General features: G+C 63.1%; 16 protein-coding genes. 14 read left to right on the forward strand and 2 right to left on the reverse strand.

What is annotated here, in order from left to right:
• The 4 genes from ACZ51H_RS12930 to ACZ51H_RS12945 are packed head-to-tail and all read left to right on the forward strand — an operon-like array spanning window position 1 to window position 3835.
• Entirely contained in the window at window positions 1–1305 is a 1305-nt protein-coding gene (locus ACZ51H_RS12930) for a glycerate kinase type-2 family protein (RefSeq protein ID WP_464803205.1), read from the forward strand.
• A gap of 31 nt (window positions 1306–1336) precedes the next feature.
• On the forward strand, window positions 1337–2122 hold the full coding sequence (otnI, locus tag ACZ51H_RS12935; RefSeq protein ID WP_464803206.1) for a 2-oxo-tetronate isomerase: 786 nt from the start codon (window positions 1337–1339) through the stop codon (window positions 2120–2122).
• A gap of 1 nt (window position 2123) precedes the next feature.
• Window positions 2124–3059 carry a 2-hydroxy-3-oxopropionate reductase gene (locus ACZ51H_RS12940; protein ID WP_464803207.1) on the forward strand — a complete coding sequence of 312 codons (936 nt, stop codon included), beginning with the start codon at window positions 2124–2126 and terminating at the stop codon, window positions 3057–3059.
• Window positions 3056–3835: an SDR family NAD(P)-dependent oxidoreductase gene (locus tag ACZ51H_RS12945; protein WP_460989053.1), complete on the forward strand. Its 780-nt coding sequence runs from the start codon at window positions 3056–3058 to the stop codon at window positions 3833–3835. The genes ACZ51H_RS12940 and ACZ51H_RS12945 overlap by 4 nt, the downstream gene beginning before the upstream one ends.
• 52 nt (window positions 3836–3887) lie before the next feature.
• Here ACZ51H_RS12945 and ACZ51H_RS12950 read toward each other — a convergent pair whose 3' ends face one another.
• Window positions 3888–4691 carry a cyclase family protein gene (locus ACZ51H_RS12950; protein WP_464803208.1) on the reverse strand — a complete coding sequence of 268 codons (804 nt, stop codon included), beginning with the start codon at window positions 4689–4691 and terminating at the stop codon, window positions 3888–3890.
• 164 nt (window positions 4692–4855) lie between these two features.
• The gene (locus ACZ51H_RS12955) at window positions 4856–7060 is read right to left on the reverse strand and encodes an alpha-amylase family protein (RefSeq protein WP_464803209.1); all 2205 of its coding nucleotides are present in this window, start codon (window positions 7058–7060) and stop codon (window positions 4856–4858) included.
• 232 nt (window positions 7061–7292) lie between these two features.
• On the opposite strand from ACZ51H_RS12955, the gene ACZ51H_RS12960 reads away from it, so the two are divergent.
• The 10 genes from ACZ51H_RS12960 (at window position 7293) to ACZ51H_RS13005 (ending at window position 24355) form a co-directional block, all read left to right on the forward strand.
• Window positions 7293–8087 (forward strand): IclR family transcriptional regulator, encoded by a 795-nt coding sequence (locus ACZ51H_RS12960; protein WP_464803210.1) that lies wholly within the window; start codon window positions 7293–7295, stop codon window positions 8085–8087.
• A 152-nt stretch (window positions 8088–8239) separates the two neighbouring features.
• On the forward strand, window positions 8240–9460 hold the full coding sequence (locus ACZ51H_RS12965; RefSeq protein WP_464803211.1) for a hypothetical protein: 1221 nt from the start codon (window positions 8240–8242) through the stop codon (window positions 9458–9460).
• Entirely contained in the window at window positions 9457–11154 is a 1698-nt protein-coding gene (locus tag ACZ51H_RS12970) for a DUF1592 domain-containing protein (protein ID WP_464803212.1), read from the forward strand. Before ACZ51H_RS12965 ends, ACZ51H_RS12970 begins: the two co-directional genes overlap by 4 nt.
• Complete coding sequence (locus ACZ51H_RS12975; RefSeq protein ID WP_464803213.1) at window positions 11154–12500, forward strand: DUF1552 domain-containing protein; 1347 nt, start codon at window positions 11154–11156, stop codon at window positions 12498–12500. Before ACZ51H_RS12970 ends, ACZ51H_RS12975 begins: the two co-directional genes overlap by 1 nt.
• Window positions 12497–12976: a VOC family protein gene (locus ACZ51H_RS12980; RefSeq protein ID WP_464803214.1), complete on the forward strand. Its 480-nt coding sequence runs from the start codon at window positions 12497–12499 to the stop codon at window positions 12974–12976. Before ACZ51H_RS12975 ends, ACZ51H_RS12980 begins: the two co-directional genes overlap by 4 nt.
• Before the next feature lie 270 nt (window positions 12977–13246).
• Window positions 13247–17893: a glutamate synthase large subunit gene (gene gltB / locus ACZ51H_RS12985; RefSeq protein ID WP_464803215.1), complete on the forward strand. Its 4647-nt coding sequence runs from the start codon at window positions 13247–13249 to the stop codon at window positions 17891–17893.
• Window positions 17894–17957: 64 nt separating this feature from the next.
• Window positions 17958–19394 carry a glutamate synthase subunit beta gene (locus tag ACZ51H_RS12990; protein WP_449469328.1) on the forward strand — a complete coding sequence of 479 codons (1437 nt, stop codon included), beginning with the start codon at window positions 17958–17960 and terminating at the stop codon, window positions 19392–19394.
• A gap of 235 nt (window positions 19395–19629) precedes the next feature.
• Window positions 19630–20046 (forward strand): BLUF domain-containing protein, encoded by a 417-nt coding sequence (locus ACZ51H_RS12995; RefSeq protein ID WP_464803216.1) that lies wholly within the window; start codon window positions 19630–19632, stop codon window positions 20044–20046.
• Window positions 20047–20258: 212 nt separating this feature from the next.
• Window positions 20259–23633: a glycosyltransferase gene (locus ACZ51H_RS13000; protein ID WP_464803217.1), complete on the forward strand. Its 3375-nt coding sequence runs from the start codon at window positions 20259–20261 to the stop codon at window positions 23631–23633.
• The gene (locus ACZ51H_RS13005) at window positions 23630–24355 is read left to right on the forward strand and encodes an AcvB/VirJ family lysyl-phosphatidylglycerol hydrolase (RefSeq protein ID WP_464803218.1); all 726 of its coding nucleotides are present in this window, start codon (window positions 23630–23632) and stop codon (window positions 24353–24355) included. The genes ACZ51H_RS13000 and ACZ51H_RS13005 overlap by 4 nt, the downstream gene beginning before the upstream one ends.
• The last annotated feature ends 5 nt before the right edge of the window (window positions 24356–24360 follow it).

Consider the following 24360-nt stretch of genomic DNA (forward strand, 5'->3'; position numbering starts at 1 on the left):
ATGCAGACGGCCGCCGCCCGCGCTCTGCTGGAAAGCATCTATCTTGAGGCGCTGCAGTCGGTGCGCGGCGAGAGGCTGGTCGCATCGCTTGGCGTTCCAGAGGGTGACCATTGGTCCATATGCCACCAGGGCAAAACCATAGACTGGCCACTGGCTTCAGATGGTCGCATCGTCGTGATCGGTGCGGGAAAGGCCGTGGGCTCGCTCGCGAAGGGGCTAGAAACGCTGCTGGGAGAACGGATTTCGGACGGCTGCATCATCGTCAAGCACGGTCATGATGAGCTGCTCACGCGCATCCGGCAGCTTCAGGCGGGGCATCCGATTCCTGACGCGCAGGGGATGGAAGCCACCGCCGAAATGCTACGCACGGTCGAAGGGCTGACCGAGCGTGACAGCGTGATCGTGTTGCTGACCGGCGGCGCGTCCGCGTTGATGGTTGCTCCGGTTGATGGCGTTACGCTAGAGGAGAAGGCGGCGACAACGGAAATGCTGCTGCGTTCGGGAGCATCGATCGAGGAGATCAACGCCGTGCGCAAGCGCCTGTCGCGGGTGAAGGGCGGCGGGCTTCTGGACCATATCGGCCCCGCATCGGTGCTGACCTTGCTGATATCCGACGTGCCGAGCGGCGACCTCTGCATGATCGGATCGGGGCCGACTCTTGCGGGCGGGGAAGGACAGGAGGACCCGGTCGCTATTCTCGCGCGATATGGGCTGCAAGATACTGTGCCCGCATCGATCCGGCGTGCGCTTGCCAAGGGCGTGCATCCCGTACCCCAAACGGTGGGACGGCGCGAGACACTGCTGCTGGCCGACAGCGCCACGCTGGTGGATGCTGTGCATCGCATTGCGGCGCGGGAGGGGGTGGCCGTGCGAGATATGGATACGGCGATGGCGGGCAACACTCATGACGCGGCGCTGGCGATGGCCGCTGCCCTGCGCGTAGTACCGTCGCAGGATCGCCCCATGCTGTTGGTGTCGGCTGGGGAAACCACACTTCAGGTGACGGGCGACGGGCTGGGCGGACGTAACCAGGAATTTGCCCTGGTCGCGGCCATGGCGCTGGCTGGGCAGGACAATGCCGTCCTGCTTGCCGCTGGCACCGATGGCACCGACGGGCCAACCGATGCGGCGGGGGCTTTTGCCGATGGCGCGCTTCACGAGCGTGCGCGGGCGGTGGGGATCGACCCGGCGGAGATGCTGGTGCGCAATGACAGCTACCGATTGTTGGACGCGACGGGTGACCTGTTCCGCACCGGACCCACCGGCACCAATGTCATGGATCTGGTGCTGGGCCTCGCCTTCTGACCGGGCGCGAATTGAAAAGAGAGGAAGAGACATGGTCAAGCTGGCCGCCAATCTGTCGATGATGTTCCAGGACCTGCCCTTTCTCGACCGCTTCGATGCGGCGGCGGAGGCCGGCTTTTCCGGCGTCGAGTTCATGTTTCCCTATGATCATGGCGCGGGAGAGGTGGCTGAACGGGCGCGGCGATGCCGGCTGGAGGTCGTGCTGTTCAACCTGCCCGCTGGCGATTGGGCTGGCGGAGAGCGCGGCATCGCGGCGCTGTCCGATCGCGTGGAGGAGTTTCGCGCGGGCGTCGCTAAAGGGCGGGACTATGCCAAAGCGCTGGGCTGCCCGCGCCTTCACCTGATGGCAGGGAAGGCACCCGCGAGCGCGGAGTGCCGGACTGCATTGGTGGACAATATCGCTTACACAGCCGATCTGGCGGCGGCCGATGGCATCGAGATATTGATCGAACCGATCAACACGCGCGTCGATATACCCGGCTATTTCTATGGCACGACAGACGCGGCGCTGTCAGTGATCGACGAGGCGGGTCGCACAAATGTCCGCCTACAATATGACATCTATCATATGCAGATCATGGAAGGCGACCTTGCCCGCACGATCGAACGGCTGTTGCCCCGCATCGGCCATATGCAGCTGGCCGACAATCCGGGCCGTGCCGAACCCGGCACCGGCGAGATCAATTATCCCTGGCTGCTGAGCCACATCGACGCGCTGGGCTATGGCGGGTGGATCGGATGCGAATACCGCCCTGCGGGTGACACGAAGGCGGGCCTTGGCTGGGCGCGCGATTATCTGAAATCCGGGAGAGCGTGACATGAAGATTGGTTTCATTGGCCTCGGCATCATGGGCCGTCCCATGGCCGGGCATCTACAGGCGGCGGGCCATGCGATCTACAGTTACGCCAACCGCACGCCGATGCCGAATGAGTTGCGCGAAGGCGGTGCAGTTGCCTGCGCCACGCCTGCGGATGTGGCGGCAGAGGCCGAATGCCTGATCCTGATGCTGCCCGACACGCCGGACGTCGAACGCGTGCTGTTCGGCGCGGACGGCGTGGCGCAGCGGTTGAAGCCCGGCACGACCGTCATCGACATGAGTTCCATCGACCCGATCGCGACCCGTGACTTTGCGGAGCGGATCGATGCGCTGGGCTGCGCCTATGTCGACGCGCCGGTTTCCGGCGGTGAGGTGGGGGCGAAGAATGCGGCGCTTACCATCATGTGCGGCGGCAAGGCGGATGTGTTCGAAAAGGTCCGGCCGCTGCTGGAACTGATGGGCAAGAGCATCACGCTGGTGGGTGACGTTGGCGCGGGGCAGGTGACCAAGGTCGCCAACCAGATCATCGTCGCGCTGAATATCGAAGCCGTTTCCGAAGCGCTAGTCTTCGCATCGAAGGCGGGCGCGGACCCGGCGCGGGTGCGCGAAGCGTTGATGGGCGGTTTTGCCGCGTCGCGCGTTCTGGAGGTGCATGGCCAGCGGATGATCGACCGAACCTTCGACCCCGGCTTTCGCATCCGGCTCCATCAGAAGGATTTGAATCTGGCGCTCTCAGGTGCGCGTTCACTGGGAGTTGCGCTGCCCGCAACGGCAAATGCGCAGCAACTTTTCAACAGTTGCGTAGCCCACGGCGATGCGGAAAAGGATCACAGCGCGATGGTGACGGCGCTCGAACGAGCTGCTAACCACATGGTGAGTGGTTACTCAATTAACGACGTTTCCGACGCCAACAGCTTTTCTGGAGGATGCTCATGACCAACAATCGTCTCAAAGACCGCCGTATCATCGTGTTCGGCAGCGCGACCGGCATCGGCGCTGCCACTGTGAAGCGCCTAGCTGAAGAGGGCGCGCGGGTCTGCGCGGCCGACATCAACATTGAGGGCGCGACGCAGGTGGCGCAGGAAGCGGGCGGCGAAACCTTTGCGGTCCATGTCGATATTTCCGACGAGGCATCGGTGCAGAAGGCGACAGAGGAGGCGGTGAACCGCTTTGGCGGCCTCGACGGGGCGCATATCAATGCAGCAGACCTGCGCGTTATCATGGAGGATAGCGACGCGCTGGCCATCGACCTTTCCACATTTGACCGCACGATCGCGGTGAACCTGCGCGGCCACCTGCTGTGCACCCGCGCGGTCGTGCCGCACCTCGTTAAGAGCGGTAAGGGCGCGATTGTCTACACCAGCTCCGGCTCGGCGCATGGTGGTGAACCGACGCGGCCCTGCTATGCCATGGCGAAGGCGGGCGTGAATGCGCTGGCGCGCCACGTCGGTGCGCGCTGGGGCAAGGAAGGCATCACCGCCAATGTGCTCGCGCCCGGTTTCACCGTGACCGGCGAGATGAAGGCGGCGATGGAAGCGAACGCCGAGGAAGCCACCAAGTGGGCCGACTATTTCATGGCGCGCACCCCGCACACCCGGCTGGGCCAATCCGAAGACCATGCTGGCGTCGTCGCAATGCTGTTGTCTGAGGATGGCCGTTGGATCAACGGTGCAATCTATGACGTCAATGGCGGATCGATGATGCGCGCTTGACGACACTGATTGTGGCGCTCGCTTCTGCACCGGCGGGCGCCGCAGCGCTTGTTCAAAAGAGCGCGATCACGCGCGCGGGCATGCCGGTGGCGTTTTCCAGCGGCGCGACGCCTGCGAACAGCAACCCGCCCGCAGCAGGTGCGCGGTCGAGATTGGCCAGCCCCTCCAACGCCCAGCGTCCGCTGCGCAGCCATGCCTGATGAACGGGGAAGGCGGGCATCGCCTCACCCGCATCGATCGACATGGTATCGACGCCGATGCCACGCACGTCCCGCTTCATCAGAATGTCCATTATGGTAGGATCGAAGCCGGGACTCTTGCGCCGTTCGGCGGGGGGCAGGCTGCCAAAACTTGAAAAGGCTTTCAGCGGATCCCAGCCCGAGAGCATGGCGACGCAGGAACCGGACGGGATGCGGCCATGGTGGCGTTCCCATGCGATGACATCCCGCGGTTCCACCCGAGCGTCGCGATCGGCTTTCACCTTGTCCCTTATGTCGATTACAACGAGTGGAACGATCAACTGGCTGACGGGTATGTCGCCGACCGATGCTCCATCAGGCGCGAAATGGCGGGGGGCGTCGAGATGCGTGCCCGTATGTTCGACGATCGATATGCGGTTGAGCGCCATCCCTGCTTTCGTTCCCGATCCTTCCACTGCCTCCATGGTCAGGCGGCCAGGGGTGAAGGCGAAGGCCCGCGTCAGCTTGTGCGTGAGGTCGAGGATGTGCAGTTCGCGTCCGTGCAGGGAAAGACTGGTCTGATCGGGGGTTACGGCAGCAGCATCAGCGCGGGAAGCCGTGCCCAGGGCGAGCGCCCCAAGCGCGCTCAGGGCTAGCATGTCGCGGCGGTCGATCATCGCGGCTTGTTCCTTTTCTTGGTCGAAAGCGACCTGAGTTACATGGGACCATTTCAATTCCGTTCGGGCTGAGCTTGTCGAAGCCTCTTCTTGTTCTTCAAAGAAGTAGAGCCCTTCGACAGGCTCAGTGCGAACGGAGTTTAGGTTTGGAGAAGTGTCCGTTCTTAAATTAAGTCGATCGCGACGACTTCGTGGAAGTCTATGTACGGCACATCGACTTCGACCCAGCCGTCCGCCGCCCCGTGTGGCACGGCTGTCCCTGCCGTCAGCAGCCGGGCCTGCGCCGCCCGTTTGCCCTGTGGCAGTTGCATGCGGACCCGGTAGGGGCCGGTCCTGATCGCCTCGCGATAGCTGCCCCGCATCGTCATGGGGTTGTTGAGATTGACCAGATGCGCAGTCATCGATTTGTCCTGGCGCCAGCAGGCGATGTCCAGCAGGCCCGGCCCTTCAATCTTTAGCGGATGCGCTTCCTGATGGGTCCAGTCGAGCATTGCGTGCAGCAATGTCAGATGATCACCATGACCAAGCTCTGCAAAGGTGCGGTCGATGTCCATGGGCAGATAGGCGACGCGGCCACGGCCGACTTGACGGCAGATCGCCATCGGCAGGTCGGTTTCCGTCTTGTTAGTGAAGACGCGCTCCATCGGCAGGTCGGGATAGCTCGGCACCAGCGTCAATGCGACTTCTCTCTGGTCGCGCGCGGTGACAGGCTGGCGGAAGAGCGGGCCGATGGTGCGGTTAATCTCGCGTAGCCTAGCTATGGCAGGGTGGACATGGCGCAAGGTGAGATAAGCGTTCTTGAGCGGTCCCTCAGCCTTTCCGGCGACGGAGCAGCCGAACAGGTCCGCGAGGCCGAAGTCCGCCCGCTGCCGTCCGTCCCCATCATAGAGTGAGGTCTGATAGGTGGCGATCACGTTGCCACCCCGCTTCACAAACGCGCGGATTTGATCGCATTGTGCGTCCGACAGCACTGCGGCATTAGCGAGAATGATGGTGCGGAAGCGCGACAGGCTAATTTCGTCCAGAAAATCCTCGTCGATGAGGTCGAAGGGCACGCGCGATTCAAGCGCAGCCTGGTAAAAACCGCGCGAATGACCCTCCAGCTGCCCACGCTGATTCCAGCCGCCCAGATAGGCAGTTGTCCTGGGCGAATGGATGATCGCGACCCGCGCCAGATTGCCGCTGTTGCGCAGATAGGCTTCGTTGGCGTGGTGCCAGCTGTAGATTTGCCGGACCACGTCCATCCAGCGGAGGTCGAGCGGCTTGGCATTGAACTTGGTAATCCACGGGCGCGCGCCCTGGGCGATCGCGCCTGCCGCCCAGATGCGGATTTCGGCCGGGCTCTGCACCGAATCCTTCCAGCGATAGGCTTCTTCCACCCCTACGGAGATTATGTGGCCGACCGGCTTGTCCTTCATGAAGGCGCGCAGTTCGCGGGTGTAGCGGCCCGCGCCCCAGACCTCGGGACCCGTGCTCCAGCCCGAATCGTCGGACGAGCGAGCTTGGCGATCGCAAAAGGAGAGCGGTAGACGCTTTGACAGGGCGGGGCCGTTCAAATCGACGAGTCCCCGGCGGTCACCGCCTGGGATAAAGAAGGCCTGGGGTCGGTGCTTGCGCGCGGCCGCATTCCAAAGGTCTATGAGGGCGAAGAGCCGGTCTTCAACCCAGGCCGCATATCGCCGCCCTTCTGGTTTGGAAGGGTCGGGGTCGGCCGGAACCTCCTGCCCCGATGCGGCTCGATAGAGCGTCCGGCAGCTTTGGCAATAGCAGGTGCCGCTGCCGTTCCAGCGGTTGCCGAAGAAGCCATCGACCGGATAGCGCTGGGCGATTTCCTCGATCACCTTGGGCATCAGCTCGAAATTATAGGGGCCATAGGCGCAAGTTAGGGTCAGGTCCGGGGCGCTGCCATGGCGCTTGATCTTGCCATCCGGGCCGGTCAACGCCCATTCGGGATGGGCAGCGGCGGCGGCCGCGTTCATTGCGTGCGGATCGATACGGGCGAGCACGCGCATGCCCAGCTTCTTGCACGCAGCGACCATGTCGCCGAACGGGTTCACGCCCTTGCCGATACCCTGCGCCATGCCATGATAGGGGATGGCCGTCGGGTAGAAGGCGATGCCTCCTCCGGAACTCAGGCAGACGCCATCGGCGTAAATTTGCTGGAAATAATCGATCCAGAACGCCGGATCATAACGGCCCGGATCATCTTCGGTAAAGGCAAGCTGGAACCAACGCATGGGTTCGCTCGCCCAGTCCGGCGCGCCGCTTTGTCCGATTTTGCGGGCAAAGGCGGGCTCGATACCTGACAGCAGCGCGCCAGCCCCCAACGTCAATGCCGTGCGGCGATCGAGCGGCAAGATGTCGGGCATGATCCTCTCCTTTGCTTGGCCCGATCCTTAGCCAAAGGCCGTCGATCCACAATCGATCATCCCATGATGTGGGACGGCGATGCCGACCTGATGTTTCCCGGACGCGGATGATGGATAAGGGCCGATCGAAGCCCGACGCAAAGCATATCGACAAAGGTCGGTAAACAGGTCATACCAGTTTCTCTAAGGCTGGCGTTCGCGCGACGACAGCTCAGCAGGCGAGGAACATGATGTGACCGATAGTCAGCAAGAGCCGGAGGACGGTCTGCTTGGGCGAGTCCAGTCGCTGGTGCGGGCATTCGGCATTCTCGATGAATTGGCCAAGAGCGACCATATGACGCTCAGCGACCTGTCGCGTGCCGTGGGCCTGCCGCGATCTACTACCCATCGCCTGCTGACGACCATGGAAGCGTTGCGCTATGTCGCTTTCGACCGGCGAAAAAATGGCTGGTCGGTCGGTGTCCAGGCCTTCACCGTGGGCGCGGTGTTCGCCCAGACGCGGGACTTGGGCCAGTTGGGCCACACGATCATGCGGTCACTGATGTCGGAAGTGCAGCATTGCGTGAACATCGCCGTGCCCGAAAGGGCGGGTGTCTGTTATGTCGGGCAGGCCGCGACCAACGGTTTTCGCCAGACTGCGGCGCGGCCGGGTGCTGTGCTGCCGCTGCATAGCACGGCGTCGGGCAAGGTGCTGATGGCGCAATGGTCCCGGCCGGAGTTCGATCGCTATCTGGACAGCACGCCGCTCAAGGCCCGCACAGCGCGTAGCATCATCGACGGGGACCGTCTGCGCAGCGAGTTGGCGCAGATCAGGGCGCGCGGATATGCGCTGGACGACGAAGAGCATAGCGACGGGCTGCGCTGCGTCGCCGCTGTGGTCAAGGACCGCTACGGGCTGCCCAAGGGGTCGCTGTCGATTTCGGATCGGTCGTCTCATCTTACCCGCGCCCGGCTGGACGAATTGGGGCCTGCGTTGATCAGCGCGGCGCAGCGGATGAGTGTGGAAATCGCGATGCAGAGTTTCTGATCAGCCTGATCTGTCTAAAGCCAGCCTTACCAGACATTTCGGATCATTTCTGCCGCTTCGGTGAACAGTAACGCCGTGGCGCACGCCTGCGCGGCTGCATGATAACGGACGAAGAAACACCGGCGTAACAGCGCGGGCGGCAGGAGAGGGTGATGAAAGATATGAGATCCCATGTGCGCGACAGGCGGGTCGCGGCGGGATTGCTGGTAGTGAGCAGCATGATGGCGATTGGCGCGTCCGCGCCGCAGCAGCAGAGCTTTTCCTTCGCGCTGACCAACATCTATGTCGCGGCTTACGAAGATGAAAAGGCGTGTCGCGCGCTGTCGCTCAGTTCGTCCGACCTGTTTCTGAAAAGCCTGCCGCGCGCCGAGCGCGCGAAATATGAGGCGCCCGACAAGGTGCAAGAGTTGCACAAACTGATGGGCCAGCGGCTGGGCTTCAAAATGGTGCCTACCGGCAAGCCTTCGGGTTCCAATGGCAGCATGGCTCAACTGAGCGAAGCGGAACAGGAAGCCTTGCGCCAGAAATATCATATACCCAAGGGGAAGGGCACGGCTGCCTTCCTGGGCACCCGTTTTGCTTATGACAGCTGCACCAATCCGGAAGACTTCCCCTTCATGGAAAAGGGGAATGAGGATTATCGGGGGCCAATCGCCTACGGCATCGATCTGGACGGCCGCGCGAGCAAGGACGATTATGTCAGCCCTGATAAGAAGCCGGGCGTCGATAACCAGCTGATCCGGGCGGTGGGATGCACTTTTTCCACGCGCGATTTCGGCACGCCCAAGGTAGCGGACGAGGTGATCACATCGATGTCGTCGCCCACGCTGGTCGAGGTCAGCGGCGTCGATGATCCGGTCAACGACGATGATGTGACGGTGCGCCTTTATGCCAGCGCCAATCCTTTGGAATTGTCGGGTGCGGGGAAGCCGCTGGCATGGGCCAGTCTGGATGTTGATCCGAATCGCCGCTTCATGGCGCAGGCCAAAGGAAAAATCCGCAACGGCGAACTGCTAACTGAACCGTTCGACTTACGGTTGCGGTTGCGTGAGCAGATCATCGACAGCTATCGCGAGGTCCGGCAGGCGCGCATTCAGGCGAAGATCAAGCCGGGCGAAGCCATAGAGGGTGGCATTTACGGCTATCACACTTTGGCGAGCATCGAGGACAATTATCATCAATCGACCCAGGTGGGCGCCAATCTGACGCGGATGTCCTGCCCCGCGCTGATCAAGGCGGTGCGCCGCTATGCCGATGCCTTCCCTGACCCGAAGACGGGGCGCAACACGGCCATTTCATCGGCATTGCGGTTCAAGGGTGTGCCCGTCTTCCTCATCAAAGCGCAGCAAGTGGCGCAAGGGGTGCAGCAGTGAGCGGGCCGGTGAATTCATCGCGCGTCCTTCGCGCGCTGTCCGCAGTCACGGCGCTCTGTTCCATCGGCGCAATTCTGATGGCCGCCAGCGCCGGACAGGCGGATGCGCCAGCGCAGCAGCAGGCGCAGCAACCACAGGTGCCCAAGTTCCGGCGGCTGACCGAGGCGCAATATCGCGCGACCATCGCCGATATATTCGGGCCTGACATCAAGGTGAGCGGCCGGTTCGAACCGGACATGCGGGTCGGCGGTTTGCTGGCGGCGGGCACCAGCGCAGTCTCGCTTACCCCGGCGGGGGCGGAGCAATATGAGCAGATTGCGCGCGGCATCGCCGAACAGGTAGTCGATGCGAAACATCGCGATCGGCTGGTCGGGTGCGCGCCGTCGGCATCCGATCCGCAAGGCGCGGCCTGCGCGGCGGATTTCTTCAAGCGGATCGGCCTCAGGATCTACCGTCGGCCGCTGACTGATGGGGAGGTGAAGCTCGCCGTCGCGCAGACGTTGGCGGCGGCCGCGACGGTGAAGGATTTCCACGGCGGGCTGGCGATCATGTTGACGGCGATGCTGTCGGACCTGCCCTTCCTGTTCCAGACCGACCGGGAGGTGGCCGACCCCAGTGCTCCGGGCGGGCAGACGATCGATGCCTGGTCGCGCGCCAGCAAGCTCAGCTACTTTCTTTGGAACAGCACGCCAGACGAACAGCTGCTGCAGGCGGCGGCCGACGGTAGCCTGATGACGAAGGCGGGGCTTATCCGACAGGTCGATCGGCTGATGGCCTCTCCCCGGTTTGAAACCGGTGTGCGGTCCTTCTTCGACGATTTCCTTCAGTTGGAAGGGATGATGTCGCTGTCCAAGGACGGGATCATCTACCCGGCCTTCCGTTCTTTCGCCGCGCCCGCCGCGCGGGAACAGACGCTGCGCACCATCACGACACTGCTGGTGGAGGAAAATGGCGATTATCGCGACCTGTTCACCACCCGCCGGGTGGCGATGAACCGGCAGTTGAGCCCGCTCTATCGCATACCCTATGGCCCGCGCGACTGGTCGATGATCACCTTGCCGGATCAGGATCCGCGCGTCGGGCTGCTGACGCAGATCAGCTTTCTGGCGCTCCATTCCCATGAGGGGCGGTCCTCGCCCACGTTGCGCGGCAAAGCGCTGCGCGAAGTGCTGATGTGCGAACATGTGCCGACCCCGCCCGCCAATGTGAACTTCACAATCGTTCAGGACACGAGCAATCCCGCCTTCCGCACTACGCGCGAGCGATTGAAGGCGCATCTCGACGATGAGGAATGCGCGAGCTGCCATAAGCTGACTGACCCGATGGGCCTGACGCTCGACAGTTTCGACGGCGCTGGACAGTTTCGGCCTACGGAAAATGGCGTGCCGATCGACACGACGGGCATGCTGGACAAGGTGTCGTTCACCGACAGCGCGGGTCTGGGCAAGGCGTTGCATGACAATCCCAAGGTGACGCAGTGCGTGGCGCAATCGGCGTGGCGTTACGCGGCGGGGCGGTCGCTGCTTCCGTCCGAAGAGCCTTTGACGACGCGCCTGCATGACGATTTTGCCCAGGCTGGATTTCGCATCCGGCCGCTGTTCCGGCGGATCGTCATCGATCCCCAATTCTTTGCCGTCCGGGCGCCAGCGGCGTCGCGGATCGCGGGCAAGCCATCGTCAGGAAGGAAAGGTTGATGACGCAGTTCGACAGGCGCGGCTTTTTGCTGCGTGGGATGCTCAGCGGCGGCGCGGTGGCCGTGGGCCTGCCGTTCCTCGACTATTTCCTGGACAATAATGGCGCGGCGGTGGCCGCGACCTATGGAGGCGGCCGCTTACCGGTGCGCTTTGGCACATGGTTCTGGGGCTGCGGGATGATCCCCGATCGCTGGAACCCCAAGACGGCTGGCGCCAATTACGACCTCCCGCCCGAACTCGCGCCGATCAAGCCGGTGCAGGACAAGGTTTCCGTGCTTTCAGGCTTCGGTGTCACCTTGGGCGGCAAGAGCAATCAGCCGCATATCTCGGGCAATGTGGGCCTTCGAACCGGGACGCCCAGCGACACATGGCAGCAGCTCGTTGGCCCGACATTCGACGTCAGCATTGCGGACGCGATCGGCGCGGGTACGCTGTTCCGCAGCCTGGAACTGAGTGCCGATGGCAATGCGCGCACCAGCTTTTCCTATCGCAGCGGGACGGAGATGAACCCCAGTGTCGCATCGCCCATGGAGCTATATCGCCGCATCTTCGGCGCGGATTTTCGCGATCCCAATGCGGCGGAATTTGCCCCCGACCCCAAGGTGATGGCGCGTCGCAGCGTCTTGTCCGCCGTGACCGACGAGCGCCGCAGGATGCTGGGCAAGCTGGGGGCGGAGGACAAGGCGCGGGTGGACAGCTACTTCACCTCCATCCGTGAAGTCGAGAACAAGCTGGCGCTGCAACTGGAAAAGCCGCCCCGGGCAGAGGCGTGCATCGTGCCAGCGCAGCCTGCCGACCTGTCCGCCAGCACGGACGTCACCGCCCGCCAGCAGTCGCACAAGCTGATGGCGGAACTGCTGGCGATGGCCGTCGCCTGCAACCAGACAAAGGTGTTCAACATGGTCTTTTCCACCGCCACCGCCGACCTGCGGCAGGCTGGATCGCCCACCGCTTATCATCAGGCTACGCATGAGGAACAGGTGGACCGCACGAAGGGCTACCAGCCAACGGTCGATGCCTTTTCCACGCAGAGCATGCAGGGATGGGCCGACTTCGTAACGGCAATGTCGGCGGTGAAGGAAGGGGACGGCACCTTGCTCGACAATATGCTGGTCGTCGCTCATTCCGAGGTCAGCTATGCGAAGAACCACGATGTGAACGGCATTCCCGTGATGCTGGCTGGACAGGCAGGCGGGAAGGTCAAGAGCGGCATCCATATCGCGGGCCAGGGCGACCCGATTTCGCGCGTCGGCCTCACCATGCAGCAGTTGATGGGGGTTCCCGTCGATGCCTGGGGCACGGAAGCCATGCGGACGTCGCGCAGCTTGTCGGAGATCATGGCATGAAGCGCGCCGCGATGATTGCGCTCTCCGCGCTGTTGGCAACAGTGCCCGCTTACGCGCAGACGCAAGGTCAGCCTACGATGTCAGGGTTCAGTTTCCTGTCGCTGGAGGTGGCCGACATGGCCCGCGCCCGATCCTTCTATGTCGACGCGCTCGGCATGAAGCCGGTCTTTACGATCAGCAAGCCGGGTGATCCTGCCGAAAAAATCGCATTCAATTTTTCCGGTGATCCCCGGTCCAGCGAACCGCTGTTGATCCTCATTCATTATGGGAAACCGAACGCCACCCAGAACCGTTCGATGGGGGCGAAGGTCGGCATTCGGGTCAGTGACAGTCGGGCCGCCGCGCTGCGCGTGCAGAAGGCGGGTTTTCCTATCGTCAGGATCGCTGCGGCGGACGAGAAGGGGCCGGTAATCAACAGCGTGGTGCGCGATGCCGATGGCGTAATCGTGGAACTGGTGCAATTGCGGGGTCAATAGGGCGTGTCTGAAGGCTTGGCGAGCTGTGGCGAGTTGTGGCGAGTTGTGTTCCGTCACGATCTTCTCTCGCCTATTGTCAGCATTGCATGAGACATTTATGGCCGATTCGAACGGTCAGGTGGCGGACTGTGCGCAGACAAGTTCGCCCGATTCTGCTTAAAATGCGGATTTTTTGATCGATCGCCGTCGGGGAATCGCGCCAAAGCTATTCCCTGCCGTCCGCCGCGCGTGTAATGGCGCGCTCGCAAGATCGCACGGAATGGAATGTGAATGGCTTACCCAAGCAAGCAAGGTTTATATGATCCCGGTAATGAGCATGACGCATGCGGCGTCGGCTTCATCGCCAACATAAAGGGATTAAAAACCCACGATATTGTTCTTCGTGGCTTGGACATTCTGCGCAATATCGACCATCGTGGCGCCGTCGGCGCGGACCCTTTGGTGGGTGACGGCGCGGGCATTCTGATTCAGATTCCTGATTCGCTGTATCGCGATTGGGCCACCGGCGCGGGCATCGATCTGCCGCAGCCCGGCGATTATGGTGTTGCCATGTGCTTCCTGCCGCGTGACGGGGATGCCGAAGCCGCCGCCGTGCAGCAGCTTGAGCGCTTTATCCTGAAGGAAGGCCAGGTCCTCCTGGGTTGGCGCGACGTGCCGGTGACCCTCGACGGGCTGGGCCAGACGGTGCTGGACGAGATGCCGACCATCCGTCAGTGCTTCGTGGGCCGAGGCGCCGGAACGAAGGATCAGGACGCGTTCGAGCGCAAGCTGCTCGCCATCCGCAAGCAAACGCAGAATCCGCTGAAGGAATTGTCGCAGAAGCGGGGGCTGGAGGCGCTGGCCGATTTCTACGTGCCGTCCTTCTCCACCCGCACCGTCGTCTACAAGGGGCTGCTCCTCTGCGATCAGGTCGGCAGCTTCTATGACGATCTGCGCAATCCGTTGACCCAGTCGGCATTGGCGCTCGTCCACCAGCGCTTTTCGACCAACACCTTCCCCTCGTGGAAGCTGGCGCACCCCTATCGCTTCATCGCCCATAATGGCGAGATCAACACGGTGCGCGGCAATGTGAACTGGATGAACGCGCGCCGCCGCACGCTCGAATCCCCGCTGCTGGGCGCGGACCTCGACAAGATGTGGCCGCTGATCCCGCATGGTCAGTCGGACACGGCTTGCCTCGACAATGCGCTCGAACTGCTGGTCGCCGGTGGCTACCCGCTGGCGCAGGCGGTAATGATGCTGATCCCGGAAGCATGGGCGGGCAATCCGCTGATGGACCCGAAGCGTAAGGCATTCTACGAATATTTCGCGGCGCTGATGGAGCCGTGGGACGGCCCCGCCGCCATCGCCTTCACCGACGGGCGCCAGATTGGCGCGACGCTCGACCGCAACGGCCTGCGTCCGGCGCGCTTCATCGTGACAGATGACGATCATATCGTCCTGGCATCGGAAAGCGGCGTCCTGCCCTTCAAGGAAGAGAATATCGTCCGCAAGTGGCGGCTTCAGCCGGGCAAGATGCTGCTCATCGACTTGGAGCAGGGCCGCATCATCGAGGACGAGGAGATCAAGGCCCAACTCGCGGATGAACATCCCTATGAGGAGTGGCTGAAGGAAACGCAGTACAAGCTGGAAGAGCTGCCCGCGACCCTTGGCGAGGACCTGCTGCCATCGCGCGGCAACGACGCGGCGGCGTTCCTCGATCGCCAGCAGGCTTTCGGCTACACACAGGAAGACGTGCTGAAGTTCCTGGAGCCGATGGCGCGCAATGCGGAAGACCCCATCGGGTCCATGGGCATCGACACGCCCATCGCCGTGCTCAGCCAAAAATCGCGGCTGCTCTACGACTATTTCAAGCAGAATTTCGCCCAGGTCACCAACCCGCCGATCGACCCGATCCGCGAGGAACTGGTGATGAGCCTGGTGTCGATGATCGGCCCGCGTCCGAACCTGCTTGGCCATCATGCTGGCACGCACAAGCGGCTGGAAACTCTTCAGCCGGTGCTGACCGACGAAGACCTTGCCAAGATTCGCGGCATCCATGATGCGCTGGACGGTGCGTTCCGCACGCAGACGATCGACATCAGCTGGCCGACGACGGAAGGAGCCGCCGGTCTGGAGCGCGCGCTCGATCGCATCTGTAACGAAGCGACTGAAGCGGTGCTCGCGGACCAGAACATCCTGATCCTGTCCGACCGCAACGTTTCAGCCGAGCGCATCGGCATCCCGGCCGCGTTGGCAACCGCAGCGGTCCACCATCACCTCATCCGCCAGGGCCTGCGCATGCAGACCGGCCTGGTTGTCGAAACCGGCGAAGCGCGCGAAGTGCATCATTTCTGCGTCCTTGCCGGTTATGGCGCGGAGGCGGTTAACCCCTATCTCGCGTTCGAGACGCTTGAGCAGATCCGCGTGAAGCAGAACCTGCCGCTGTCCGCCTACGAAGTTCAGAAAAACTATATCAAGGCGGTCGGCAAGGGCATCCTGAAGGTCATGTCCAAGATGGGCATTTCGACCTATCAGAGCTATTGCGGCGCGCAGATTTTCGACGCGGTCGGCCTCAATTCCGCCTTCCTGGAGCGCTATTTCACCGGCACCGCGACCACCATTGAGGGCATCGGCCTTGCCGAGATCGCGGAGGAAACAGTCAATCGCCATCGTGAGGCGTTCGGCGACAATCCGATCTACCGCAACATGCTGGATGTCGGCGGCGCCTATGCCTATCGCGTCCGTGGCGAGGAACATGCCTGGACGCCGCAGAGCGTCGCGTCGCTCCAGCATGCGGTGCGTGGCAACAATCCGAAGGAATATGAAGCCTTCGCCGCGTCCATCAATCAACAGAATGAGCGGCTGCTGACCATTCGCGGCCTCATGAAGTTCAGGTTCGCGGATCAGGCTATTCCGCTTGAAGAGGTCGAACCGGCCAGTGCTATCGTGAAGCGTTTCGCGACTGGCGCGATGAGCTATGGGTCGATCAGCTGGGAAGCCCACACCACCTTGGCCGTCGCCATGAACCGTATCGGCGGCAAGTCGAACACGGGCGAGGGCGGCGAGGATCCCAAGCGGTTCACCCCGTTGCCTAATGGTGATTCCATGCGCTCGGCGATCAAGCAGGTGGCCTCCGGCCGCTTCGGCGTGACGACCGAATATCTGGTCAATGCCGACGATGTGCAGATCAAGATGGCGCAGGGCGCAAAGCCGGGCGAAGGCGGGCAGCTGCCGGGTGACAAGGTCGACAAGACCATCGGCAAGACGCGGCACTCAACGCCGGGCGTCGGCCTCATCTCGCCGCCGCCGCACCATGACATCTATTCGATCGAGGATCTGGCGCAGCTGATCCACGACCTGAAGAACGTCAATCCGGTCGCCCGCATCTCCGTGAAGCTGGTGTCGGAAGTCGGCGTGGGCACGGTCGCGGCGGGCGTCAGCAAGGCGCGGGCGGACCATGTCACCATCTCTGGCTATGAAGGCGGCACCGGCGCGTCGCCGCTGACGTCGCTGACCCATGCGGGTAGCCCATGGGAAATCGGCCTTGCCGAAACCCAGCAGACGCTGCTGCTCAACGGCCTGCGCACCCGTATCGCCGTTCAGGTCGACGGCGGTCTTCGCACCGGTCGCGACGTGGCCATCGGCGCCTTGCTCGGCGCGGATGAGTTCGGCTTCGCCACCGCTCCGTTGATCGCGGCGGGCTGCATCATGATGCGCAAGTGCCACCTCAACACTTGCCCGGTCGGCGTCGCGACGCAGGACCCGGAACTGCGCAAGCGTTTCACTGGCCAGCCGGAACATGTGATCAACTATTTCTTCTTCGTGGCGGAAGAACTGCGCACGATCATGGCGCAGCTCGGCTTCCGCACGATCGAGGAAATGGTCGGCCGCGTCGACCGGCTCGACATGCGCGATGCGATCGATCACTGGAAGGCGAAGGGCGTCGACCTCAGCCGCCTGCTCCATCAGGTCGCGCCGGATCAGGAACTGGTCCTGCGCAACACCGAAGGCCAGGACCATGGTCTGGATGCCGCGCTCGACCAGGAATTGATCAAGGCGTCGATGGACGCGCTGGAAAGGCGCGACCCGGTTCGCATCGAACGGCCGATCCGCAACGTCAACCGCACCGTCGGCGCAATGCTGTCGGGCGAGGTTGCCCGGCGCTTTGGCCATGCCGGTCTGCCCGACAACAGCATCCTGGTGAAGCTGCAAGGCGTTGCGGGCCAGAGCTTCGGCGCGTTCCTGGCGCACGGCGTGACGCTGGACCTGACCGGTGATGCGAACGACTATGTCGGCAAGGGCCTGTCCGGTGGCCGCATCATCGTCCGTCCGCCGGAAGATACGAAGCGCGTTCCCGCCGACAATATCATCGTTGGCAACACCGTCCTCTATGGGGCGATCTCCGGCGAAGCCTTCTTCCGCGGCGTTGGTGGTGAACGTTTCGCTGTCCGCAACTCGGGCGCGATCGCCGTCGTCGAGGGCGTGGGCGATCATGGCTGCGAATATATGACCGGCGGCGTGGTCGTCGTGCTCGGACAAACCGGCCGCAACTTCGCGGCGGGCATGTCGGGCGGCATCGCCTATGTCTACGATCCCGACGGCAGCTTCCGATCGAAGGTCAACCCCGCGATGGTCGATGTCGATCCGATCCCGGCGACGGCTTCGGACGACGATGGCCTTGGCCGTCCGCTGCAACGCGGCGTGGACGTGCATGATTGGGGTATGGGCGACATGCTTCGCCATGACGCCGACCGCCTGCGCATCCTGCTCGAACGGCATAAGCTGTACACGGGTTCGGAACGCGCCGAGGCGCTGCTGGCCGACTGGCAGGGCACGCTTGCGAACTTCGTCCGGGTCATGCCGAAAGATTATCGCAAGGCTCTGCAGAGCATGGAAGATGAACGCGTTGCCGTAGCCCCCGTGGCCGCCGAATAGGCTTCATGGGGCGAGGGCATTGCTCCCTCGCATGCGACAAGATTGAGAAGTTTGGAGAAAGAGTTTGGGCAAGCCTACCGGTTTCCTCGAGGTTGAGCGCAAAGATCGCAGCTACACCGCGCCCGAAGAGCGTCTGAAGCACTGGAACGAGTTCATCGTCCCGCTGTCGAAGGAAGAGATCCGCGACCAGGCCGCGCGCTGCATGGCCTGCGGCATTCCCTTCTGTCACAATGGCTGTCCGGTGAACAACATCATCCCGGACTGGAACCATCTCGTCTATGAAGACGATTGGAAGACGGCGCTGGAAACGCTGCACAGCACCAATAACTTCCCGGAATTCACCGGCCGCGTCTGTCCCGCCCCGTGCGAGGCGAGCTGCACGCTGAACATCGTGGACTCTCCCGTCACCATCAAGTCGATCGAGTGCGAAATCGTCGATCGCGGTTGGCGTGAAGGCTGGATCGAACCGCAGCTGCCCGCGCGCAAGACCGGCAAACGCGTTGCCGTCGTCGGCTCTGGCCCCGCTGGCCTTGCCTGCGCGCAACAGCTTGCCCGCGCTGGTCACACCGTGACCGTGTTCGAAAAGAATGACCGGGTCGGCGGTTTGCTGCGTTATGGCATCCCCGACTTCAAAATGGAAAAGCACCTGATCAATCGCCGCGCCCAGCAGATGGAAGCGGAAGGTGTCGAATTCCGCACTTCGACGGAGATCGGCGTCGCCATCTCGATGGACGCGCTGCGCAGCAATTATGACGCCGTGGTTCTGTCCGGTGGCGCCGAACATCCGCGCACGCTGGATATTCCGGGCAGCGAGCTGGCTGGCGTGCGGCTGGCGATGGAATTCCTGACGCAGCAGAACAAGCGTAACGCGGGCGACGATGAACTGCGCGCCGCGCCGCGCGGCACCTTGTCTGCGCAGGGCAAGCATGTCGTCGTCATCGGCGGCGGTGACACGGGTTCGGACTGTGTCGGCACCTCCAACCGGCAGGGCGCCGCTTCGGTCACCCAACTGGAGATCATGCCAAAGCCGCCTGAGAGGGAGGAAAAGTCGCTCAGCTGGCCCAATTGGCCGCTCAAGTTGCGCACGTCTTCCTCTCATCAGGAAGGGTGCGATCGCGATTGGGCGGTTACCACCCGTCGGGCGATCGGCAAGAACGGCCAGATCGAGGCGCTCGAATGCGTGCGCGTCGAATGGGTTGACGGCAAAATGCAGGAAATCGCGGGCAGCGAATTCCAGCTGAAGGCCGACCTCGTCCTGCTGGCGATGGGCTTCGTTGGTCCTCGCAAGGCAGGCATGGTCGAACAGTCGGGCGCCGATTTGGACGCGCGCGGCAATGTGAAGGCCAACATGATCGACTATGCCACCAGCCAGTCGTCGGTGTTTGCCTGTGGCGACATGCGTCGTGGCCAGTCGCTGGTCGTCTGGGCCATTCGGGAGGGCCGACAGTGCGCGCGCGCAGTCGATCTGCACCTGATGGGCGTCAGCGACCTTCCTCGTTAAGGGCGAAAGGCAATGGGCAGGGTGAAAGGCTCAGAAGTGAGCCGATCATCCGCATCGCCCTGGCAACTCCTCGACCCGATCGTCCTACGTCGCTGCTCGCCTACTCGTGAGTGAGGGGGCAGCGGCGTTCGAATGGCGGTAGGGGCCGGGGCTTTGTGTTTAACCCCTGTGAGTTGGCGACGAACGGATAGCCTCCTCTATAATGAGGACCAGCGGCCTTCCGGAGTTCGCGTCGATGGTCTTCAGATGGTTCTACATCAGCGCCAGCAGGCTCGCCGAGGATGAGGCCGATGAGCTGGCCGCGGATATCGTCAGGGATTCCGTCCCGCGCAATCACCGCCTTCACGTCACGGGCGCGCTCCTGTTTACCGGCCGCAGTTTCGCGCAATATCTGGAAGGGCCAGCGGGCGCCGTGGACGCGTTGCAGCGACTCATACTCGATGACCTGAGGCACGAAAATATCCGCACCATCGCCGAAGGTGTCTATCCCGATCGACGGTTCGTCACCTGGTCGCTGGCCTATGTCGTACCTGCTCAAGCGAATTATCCGGAAGTTGAGCAGCTATTGAGGGAAGCTGCCGATCATCCTGTAAACCGCGCAGAAGCACTTGCCCGGTTCATGTCCGAAACGGCCATGATGGGCCGGGGGTAATGTGCGGCGGATTCCTCGTCGCTGCGTCGATCAATGCTATTTCCTGCCACACGGCATGCTCAGGCCCCTCCCATGACAAAGTTGTAATCTGCCGACCATGCGTCGGTTAGGCCATGCCAGCTATCCCGTGCAGCGGCTCACATGGTGGCCACGTAAGTGAGAGGCGGCGCTCACCCCTGTTGCGTCGCCTCTCCAGTCGGATGCGCGGGACGATGCACAGGCCAGTTTTCTACGATGCCACCGGCCGCAGGCGCCGCTTGACGCTGCCGACTCTGTTCTGCCTGATAATGGTCATTCTCACCGCCGGAATGGCCTTTGCCTATACCATCATCAATGTGCCCATTCCGCCCGCCGTTCCTTTGCAGATGGAGCGCCGCCGTCCGGAAGGCATCGGCCAGCGGCTGAACCATTTCCAGGCTTCGGTTCGCCACCGCCTTTCAGAATGGCTGCCGCATCGGGGTCAGGGCGCCGATGGTAAGGCTGTCAGCGTCGCCTTCTATGTTCCGTGGGATGACGCAAGCCGGGCGTCTTTGCGCCAGCATATCGGCCAGATCGACTGGGTGGCCCCGACCTTGCTGTCTATTACCGGCCCGCGCCATGACCTGCGGGTCACGAATGATCCGGTCTTCACGTCTCTCATCCGCACCTCGGCCCATCGCCCGCGCATCATGCCGGTCGTGCAGAATGCCGATGATGGCGATTGGGATGGTGCCGGGACGTCGGCGCTGCTGCACGACCGCGCGGCGCGGAAGGCGCTGCTCCTGCGCCTGGCTCAGTCGCTGAAAGCGCTCAAAGCATCAGGAGTCATATTCGATCTGGAAGCGCTGCCGCCTAGCGCGCACGCCGATTATCTGTCGTTCCTCAAGGAAGCAGAACAACTGCTGCACAGTCAAAATCAGCAAGTGATGCTGACCGTGCCCGTGGATGATGCGCGTTGGAACCTGCATGCCTATGCGCGTGTGGCCGACCGCCTTTTCCTGATGGACTATGACCAGCATTTCATCGGCGATCAACCGGGTCCGATCGCAGCGCAGCCCTGGTTCGTGGGCCGCTTGCGCGCTGCACTGCGTGCCGTCCCAGCATCCAAGGCGATCGTGGCGATCGGCAACTATGCCTATGACTGGAAGGAAGGCGGCGGCCCGGCTTCGATCCTGTCGATCGAAGATGCATGGCTGACGGCGCATGACTCGGGCGCTCCGATCCGCTTTGACGGCAGGAGCGGCAACGCGACCTTCGACTATGCCGAGGATGGCGTTGTCCATCATGTCTGGATGCTGGACGCGGCTAGCGCCTGGAACCAGGTGCGGGCCGCGCGGATCACCGGCGCAGGCGGGATCGCGCTGTGGCGCCTGGGGTCGGAGGACCCCGGCTTCTGGTCCGCACTCGCCGGGAAGAAGGGCAAGGTCGAAGGGCTTGGAAGGCTTACCAGCTTCAATTCCGTCGATGTCGAAGGCAATGGCGAAATCCTGCGGATCGACGATGTGCCCACCATCGGTCATCGAACGGTGCGCATGGGTTCAGGGCCGCTAAGCGGGCTGATCATCGACGAACATTATGCCAGTCTGCCCACCCCCTATGTCATCCGGCGGACGGGTTACCGCCCGCATATGGTGGCGTTGACCTTCGATGATGGGCCGGACGCGGTGTGGACGCCGCCGATCCTTGACATATTGAAGCGCGCGCACGTGCCCGCCACCTTCTTCGTCATCGGCGAAAATGCGATCATGCATCCTTCGCTGCTGCGCCAGATCATCGCGCAGGGCGGCGAAATCGGCAGCCACAGCTACACCCACCCCAATCTGGCCCAAGTCTCGCCACGCGGCGTCTCGCTGGAACTGAACAGCACGCAGCGGCTGGTGGAAGCCTATACCGGCCGGGCCATGCGCCTATTCCGTGCGCCTTATTTCGGGGACGCCGAACCCACCAGTGCGGACGAGATCGGTCCCGCGCTGGAGGCGCAGCGCGCCGGTTATCTGAATGTCGGCTTGCATGTCGATCCGGGCGATTGGACGCGGCCGGGCGTCGATGCAATCGTCGACCGCACGGTTCAGCAAGTTGAAGCCGGGGACGCTGACCGCTCAGCACAGGTTGTCCTGCTGCACGACAGCGGCGGGGATCGGGCGCAGACGGTCGCGGCGTTGCCCCGCATCATCAAGCGGCTGGAGGCGAAGGGCTATCGCTTCGTCACCATATCCACCCTCGCAGGGCTGACAACGGACAAGGTGATGCCACGGATCGGCGGGGCAGATTTGGTGGCGGTGCGGATCGACGTCGCGGTCTTTCTTGTGCTGGCCGCGATCGCGGCGGCGCTTAAATGGCTGTTCTTCGCGGTCATCCTGTTTGGCATCGGCCGGGCGCTGATGCTGGCGGCGCTCGCGCTTGGCAGCCGCCTGCGTTCCAACCGGGTCGAACCACCAGTGATGCAGCCCAACACTTTTGTGTCGGTGATTATCCCTGCCTTCAATGAAGCCAAGGTGATCGAGGCGTCGGTGCGCCGCGTGCTGGCAAGCGAGCAGGTGACGCTGGACGTCATTGTCGTGGACGATGGCTCCACCGACGGAACGAGCGCGATCGTGACACGCGCCTTCGCCGGAGATGAACGCGTCCGGCTGCTCACCCTCACCAATGGCGGCAAGGCGGCGGCGCTCAACCGCGCGCTGGAGCTGGCGCGCGCCCCGATCATCGTCGCGCTTGATGCAGACACGCAGTTCGAACCCCTGACCATCGCCCGGCTCGCCCGCTGGTTCGCCGATGAGGATGTGGGCGCGGTGGCGGGCAATGCGATGGTCGGCAACCGCGTGAACCTCGTCACCCGCTGGCAGGCGGTGGAGTATGTGACGGCGCAGAATCTGGAGCGGCGGGCGCTGGCGCGGTTCGGCGCGATTACGGTCGTGCCGGGTGCGGTCGGCGCATGGCGACGGGCGGCGCTGGACGAGGTGGGCGGTTATCCGCTCGACACGCTGGCGGAGGATCAGGACCTCACGATCGCAGTCCAGCGTGCGGGCTGGCTGGTCGCCTATGATACCGAAGCCGTCGCGTGGACCGAGGCCCCTGAAAGTTTCCGCGCGCTTGCCAAGCAGCGATTCCGCTGGGCCTATGGCACGTTGCAGTGTCTGTGGAAGCATCGGGGCATCTGGCGCGATGGCAAGCCAGCGGGTTTGAGCTGGGTCGGATTGCCGCAGGCCTGGCTGTTCCAGATCGGCTTTGCGCTGGTGTCGCCGATCATCGACCTCGCCTTGGTCGCCAGCAGCATCGATACGGCGGTGCGCATCCATCAGCATGGCTGGGCACAGACGCAAACCGACGTGCTACGCATGGGTCTCTATTGGCTCGCCTTCTGCGCCATCGACGTGCTGTGCGGCGCTGTCGCCTACAAGCTCGAACCGCGCGAGCGGCGCTACCCTGCCTTGCTGCTGGTGGCACAGCGCTTTGTCTATCGCCAGATCATGTACGGCGTCGTGATCCGTGCCACCGCGACCGCCATATTAGGGCCGTGGGTCGGCTGGGGCAAGCTGGAGCGGAGCGGCCGGGTGCAGGCATCGGGCGGCACCACAGAGGATATGGCGGCATGGAACAAGGCGGCGTGAAATCGCTAGCGCGCACATTGCTGCTGTTATGCGGCGTCATTGTCTTGTCCTTCTGGTATCTGGGATATGTGGGCGGGCATCTGTTCGACGTCATGCCTGCCAAGGCCGGGCAGCAGGCGGGTCGGCATGCGGTCGCGCTGTACCTGTCTGGTGACATGGGCTTCCATGCGGGACTTGGTCCGGCGATTGCCGATCGCCTGACGGATCATGGTATCCCCGTGGTCGCCGAGAACAGCCTGCACTTCTTCCGCGTCCGCCGTACGCCCGAGCAGACCGGCGCAATGATAGCCGACGGGTTGCGGCGCGCGATCGCGATCGATCCTCAGGCCCGGCTGCTGCTGCTAGGCCAATCCTTCGGGGCCGATGTCATCGCGCCATCCCTGCCCTATGTGCCGAACGAACTGCGCCGCCGGATCGCCTTTGTCGGCCTGATCGTCCCGGGTGGGACACGCGAGTGGCGCGCGTCGCCCTCGGAGATATTCTCGATCGGGGAGCCGGAAGAAGATGCCTCTCTCGCGGGCCGCAAATTGAGTTGGGTGCCGCTGCTTTGCATCCATGGCGCGGAGGAACGGTCGAGTCTTTGCCCTGCGCTCCGCCAGCGCAATGCGACGACCGTCCGCCTGCCCGGCGGACATGAGCTGCACCATGATGCGGACAGCGCGAGCGGGATATTGTTGCAGGCTATAGACCGGACGCTCGCCTCGCCCATCCACCCGGCATGACGCTG

Source organism: Sphingobium sp. TomMM15, from assembly GCF_055397045.1.